This window comes from Xenorhabdus budapestensis (assembly GCF_002632465.1).
GTDB lineage: Bacteria > Pseudomonadota > Gammaproteobacteria > Enterobacterales > Enterobacteriaceae > Xenorhabdus > Xenorhabdus budapestensis.
The window spans coordinates 1-4,716 of the sequence record NZ_NIBS01000049.1 but is presented as its reverse complement, the minus strand read 5'-3'; the positions used below and the strand labels follow the sequence as shown (position 1 = coordinate 4,716).

The following is a 4,716-nucleotide window of genomic DNA, read 5'->3' as shown; positions in this document are numbered from 1 at the left end:
TGGTCCCACCTGACCCCATGCCGAACTCAGCAGTGAAACGCCGTAGCGCCGATGGTAGTGTGGGGTCTCCCCATGTGAGAGTAGGGCACTGCCAGACATTCATTTATAAGTGTTGCTAAAATGGCAGCACTTTTTATTTTAGCATTTGCTGATATGGCTCAGTTGGTAGAGCACACCCTTGGTAAGGGTGAGGTCCCCAGTTCGAATCTGGGTATCAGCACCATGAATAATATGTTCGGCAAATAAAACAGAATTTGCTTGGCAGCAATAGCGCGGCGGTCCCACCTGACCCCATGCCGAACTCAGCAGTGAAACGCCGTAGCGCCGATGGTAGTGTGGGGTCTCCCCATGTGAGAGTAGGGAACTGCCAAGCTTTAATATCCAGTCAAAAGGCCACTCATCTGAGTGGCCTTTTGCATTTCTGGTTATTTTGTTTTTTCTCTTTTCTATGTCTTCTATAGTAAGTCAGTTACTACTGGTTTATCTTTCAAAGATATAGTCTGCTAGACTACAGGCAAATTATTTATCGAGTTCGAAATGAATGTCTGTCTGTCAACCAACTCAACTAAAAGAGTTCAACACGTTTGGCATTTCAGCCAATGCTGAACGTATTTGTACGGCAACCTCAACTGAATCACTTTTATCTTTATGGCAAGAAGCTGAGAAGAGTGGTCATCCTATCCTTATACTGGGAGGAGGTAGCAATGTTCTATTTACTGAAAACTTTAAGGGAACAGTAATCTTAAATCGCATTCTTGGTATCGAGATACAAGGATCTGATATTGCATGGTATATTCATGTCGGTGCAGGTGAAAATTGGCATGAATTAATTAAATATTTACTAAATCGGCAAATTTTTGGTCTGGAGAATTTGGCATTGATTCCTGGGAATGTTGGCTCTGCTCCTATTCAAAATATTGGAGCCTATGGAATTGAGTTTAAACAAGTCTGTGAATATGTCGACTTAGTTGAGTTGAAAACTGGTAAACAAATTCGTTTGATGGAAAACGAGTGTCAATTTGCTTATAGGGATAGTATCTTCAAACATCAATATAGAGAAGGATATGCAATTATTTCTGTTGGTTTGAGGCTAAATAAAACGTGGCAGCCTATATTAACCTATAGTGGTTTAACGCAGTTCTTGAGTGACGATGTTACACCAGAGCAAATATTCCATGCAGTCTGTGAAATGCGCCAGAGTAAGTTGCCAGATCCTGTTGTTATAGGAAATGTAGGAAGTTTCTTTAAGAACCCGGTTGTATCGATTGAGTTGGCGCAAAAAATTAAATCGGAATACCCTGAATGCCCTCAATATCATCATAATGAACATAGTGTAAAAATAGCTGCGGGCTGGTTGATAGATCAATGTCATTTAAAAGGGTATCGTGTTGGTGATGCTGCTGTTCACATGAAACAAGCATTGGTATTAATCAATCTAGGTAGTGCCACAGGGCAGGATATTATTTCCTTGGCTGCTTATGTACGCAAGCAAGTAGCCAATAAATTCAATATTTCTTTAGAGCCTGAAGTCCGTTTCATTGGTAGTGAAGGTGAAATAGACGGAGTGGAATGTATTTCATGAAAGATATTAGTATTCCATTAAAATTAATTAACGTGTTATCAGATGGTGAAATTCATTCAGGGCAGCAGTTAGGTCAGGAATTAGGAATGAGCCGGGCAGGAATAAATAAACATATCCAGACTATTCGTAAGTGGGGAGTGGAGATTTTGACGATCTCCGGTAAAGGTTACCGCTTTCCTGCCCCAATGAATCTTCTCAGTAAAGAAATGATTGAAAGCTACCTGCCAAACAATCGCATTGAGGTTATTCCTGTTATTGATTCCACAAATCAGTATTTGTTAGATAAATTTGCTGAACTTACTTCGGGGGATTCCTGCGTCGCAGAATACCAATATGCAGGGAGAGGCCGTCGTGGAAGACAATGGGTGTCTGCTTTCGGACGGAATTTATATTTATCTATGTTCTGGCGTTTAGAACAAGGGCCTGCTGCTACAATAGGATTAAGCTTGGTAGTCGGCATTGTAATTGCGGAAGTTTTGAATCGTCAGGGAGCAGAAAGAGTAAAAGTAAAGTGGCCTAATGATTTGTATCTGGATGATAAGAAACTGGCCGGTATATTAGTTGAATTAATGGGGAAAACAGGAGATGCAGCTCAGATTGTCATCGGAATTGGTATGAATATTTCAATGAGCAGTGAGCAGCATAAATTAATAAACCAAAGGTCGACTAATCTACAGCAGGCAGGAGTAACTATTGAACGGAATAAGTTAGTTGCTGAAATCGTTGTTGAACTCAAGAAGGCGTTGGTCCGGTTTGAAAACGAAGGATTATTACCATTTATTTCCAGATGGTTTAAATTAGATAATTTTATGAATCGTCCGGTGAGATTGATTATTGGTGATCAAGAAATTTATGGGATCTCCCGTGGAATTGACCAGCAAGGTGCTCTATTGCTTGATATCAATGGTGTCATTACGCCTTATATTGGCGGTGAAATTTCTCTGAGAGGTTGCTGAGTATAAAGCCGGAAGATTTCCGGCTTTATACATTATTTTCTTAATCTGACGCTTTCAATAGCGTGGTTAGCACCTTTAGTCATAATTAAGCTGGCGCGTTCTCTAGTTGGTAAGATGTTTTGCTGTAAATTTAATCCGTTAATTTCTTGCCAAATGCCTGATGCGACTTTTATTGCTTCTTCTGTCGTTAATTTAGAATAACCGTGGAAATAAGAGTCTGGGTCAGCAAAAGCGCCTTGGCGGAATTTAAGAAAACGGCTGACATACCATTGTTCGAGTAATTGTTCTGATGCGTCAACATAAATAGAAAAGTCAACAAAATCAGAAACAAAAACATGGTGCGGCTCATGGGGATAATCCATGCCACTTTGTAGCACATTTAGACCCTCTAGTATCAGAATATCTGGTCGTTCTATGACAAGCTGTTCGTCAGGTACAATATCATAGCTAAGGTGAGAATATACTGGCGCTGTGACCTTTTCAACACCTGATTTTATATCAGAGACAAATTTGACTAAACCGCGCATATCATAGGATTCGGGAAATCCTTTTTTCTTCATTAAACCGCGCTCATTTAGCACATTGTTAGAGTGTAAAAAGCCGTCTGTTGTCACCAGTTTCACGCGACGATGTTCAGGCCAGCGGCTCAATAATGCTTGTAATAAACGTGCCGTTGTACTCTTCCCAACAGCAACGCTACCTGCAATACCAATGATGTAAGGTATTTTTTGCCCACCAGTTCCTAAAAATTGTTCGAGAACAGCCTGGCGTCGTAGATTGGAACTAATATAAAAATTAAGTAGGCGTGATAATGGCAAATAGATCTCAATTACTTCATCTATTGAAATTTCTTCATTAATTCCTTTTAAAGCAGCAACCTCTTCTGCTGTTAATGTTAAAGGTACTGAGTCACGTAAAGTTGCCCAATGTTCACGATCAAATTGTAAATAAGGGGTTGTTAAAAAAGATTCTTTCTTATTCATAAGCCAACATCTGCCTATCTATGCAGGTTGGACGGGTTGTTGTGCAGACCCGTATCCGACAAAAAATAAATCTCATCATATCGGCTGAACTATCTTAGGCGTAGAAATTTTTATTATTTTAGTAATTTTTTTGATGGAAAATACAAAATTGCGAAAAAATGTGTAGTTTTTTTGTTTGCCTTTTAATAAGTATTTAAGGCCTTTTTAAGGAAAGTGGCTTTGATGTGATAAGTAATATTTCAAAATAATCTATCAGTTTGTTATTGAAGTTTTCATCTTGCGAATTTTTGTTTGTCATTTGTACTTTATCTATTGAAAAAATCACCAAAACAACCTTGATTGAACGTAATGTGAGCGAAAAAACAAAAAAGATAATTTTTTTGTTGCATCACAGGCGAATACTACCTAGAATGCGCAGCACTTGATGCCGGCATAGCTCAGATGGTAGAGCAACTGACTTGTAATCAGTAGGTCCCGAGTTCGATTCTTGGTGTCGGCACCATTAAAAATTTGGAAAGGTGGGGTTCCCGAGCGGCCAAAGGGAGCAGACTGTAAATCTGCCGTCACAGACTTCGAAGGTTCGAATCCTTCCCCCACCACCATAAACCAGTTTTCATCTTGAGTGTTCTGCTCAGGTAATTATTACAGACAGAATATTTAAGATATAATACAGCTGATTAAAGTCAGGTAGCCGAGTTCACGCGGGCATCGTATAATGGCTATTACCTCAGCCTTCCAAGCTGATGATGCGGGTTCGATTCCCGCTGCCCGCTCCAAGATGTGCTGATATAGCTCAGTTGGTAGAGCACACCCTTGGTAAGGGTGAGGTCGGCAGTTCGAATCTGCCTATCAGCACCACTTCCTTAGTTCTTGCCTCCTGGTTTTCTTCCTGTTGATATCTAAACGAGCACAATTGCTTGGTTGATGTGGTGAAACCACCGATTCCGTGTCTTAGAGGGATAACCTAATGTCTAAAGAAAAGTTTGAACGTTCAAAACCGCACGTTAACGTTGGTACTATCGGCCACGTTGACCACGGTAAAACTACCCTGACTGCTGCAATCACCACTGTTCTGGCGAAAACTTACGGCGGTAACGCTCGTGCATTCGACCAGATCGATAACGCACCAGAAGAAAAAGCACGTGGTATCACCATCTCTACTTCTCACGTAGAATACGATACTCCATCCCGTCAC

The 4,716-nt window shown here is 40.4% G+C and carries 4 protein-coding genes, 5 tRNA genes and 2 rRNA genes; 10 read left to right on the top strand and 1 reads right to left on the bottom strand.

The genetic code is table 11. The annotated features are described in order from the left end of the window. From rrf (Xbud_RS18285) to birA, 5 genes are all read left to right on the top strand, one after another. Positions 1 to 97 (top strand): 5S ribosomal RNA (gene rrf, locus Xbud_RS18285); the annotation flags it as partial. 50 nt (positions 98 to 147) lie between these two features. After that, positions 148 to 223: transfer RNA gene (locus Xbud_RS18280), tRNA-Thr, on the top strand. A 34-nt stretch (positions 224 to 257) separates the two neighbouring features. Beyond that, positions 258 to 373 (top strand): 5S ribosomal RNA (gene rrf, locus Xbud_RS18275). Between the two features lie 168 nt (positions 374 to 541). Further along, complete coding sequence (gene murB / locus Xbud_RS18270; RefSeq protein ID WP_099137434.1) at positions 542 to 1,582, top strand: UDP-N-acetylmuramate dehydrogenase; 1,041 nt, start codon at positions 542 to 544, stop codon at positions 1,580 to 1,582. Next, the gene (gene birA, locus Xbud_RS18265) at positions 1,579 to 2,538 is read left to right on the top strand and encodes a bifunctional biotin--[acetyl-CoA-carboxylase] ligase/biotin operon repressor BirA (protein WP_099137435.1); all 960 of its coding nucleotides are present in this window, start codon (positions 1,579 to 1,581) and stop codon (positions 2,536 to 2,538) included. The genes murB and birA overlap by 4 nt, the downstream gene beginning before the upstream one ends. 32 nt (positions 2,539 to 2,570) lie before the next feature. Here the strand turns inward: birA and coaA are convergent, their stop codons facing one another. Beyond that, positions 2,571 to 3,521: a type I pantothenate kinase gene (gene coaA / locus Xbud_RS18260; RefSeq protein WP_099137433.1), complete on the bottom strand. Its 951-nt coding sequence runs from the start codon at positions 3,519 to 3,521 to the stop codon at positions 2,571 to 2,573. A 426-nt stretch (positions 3,522 to 3,947) separates the two neighbouring features. Here coaA and Xbud_RS18255 point away from each other — a divergent pair. The 5 genes from Xbud_RS18255 to Xbud_RS18235 all read left to right on the top strand — a co-directional run. Continuing rightward, positions 3,948 to 4,023: transfer RNA gene (locus tag Xbud_RS18255), tRNA-Thr, on the top strand. 15 nt (positions 4,024 to 4,038) lie between these two features. Next, positions 4,039 to 4,123: transfer RNA gene (locus Xbud_RS18250), tRNA-Tyr, on the top strand. Positions 4,124 to 4,222: 99 nt separating this feature from the next. Further along, positions 4,223 to 4,297 (top strand) — tRNA-Gly (locus tag Xbud_RS18245). Positions 4,298 to 4,303: 6 nt separating this feature from the next. Further along, positions 4,304 to 4,379 (top strand) — tRNA-Thr (locus Xbud_RS18240). 109 nt (positions 4,380 to 4,488) lie between these two features. Then, positions 4,489 to 4,716: GTP-binding protein (locus Xbud_RS18235; RefSeq protein WP_244589852.1), on the top strand; the 228-nt coding region annotated here is incomplete at its 3' end.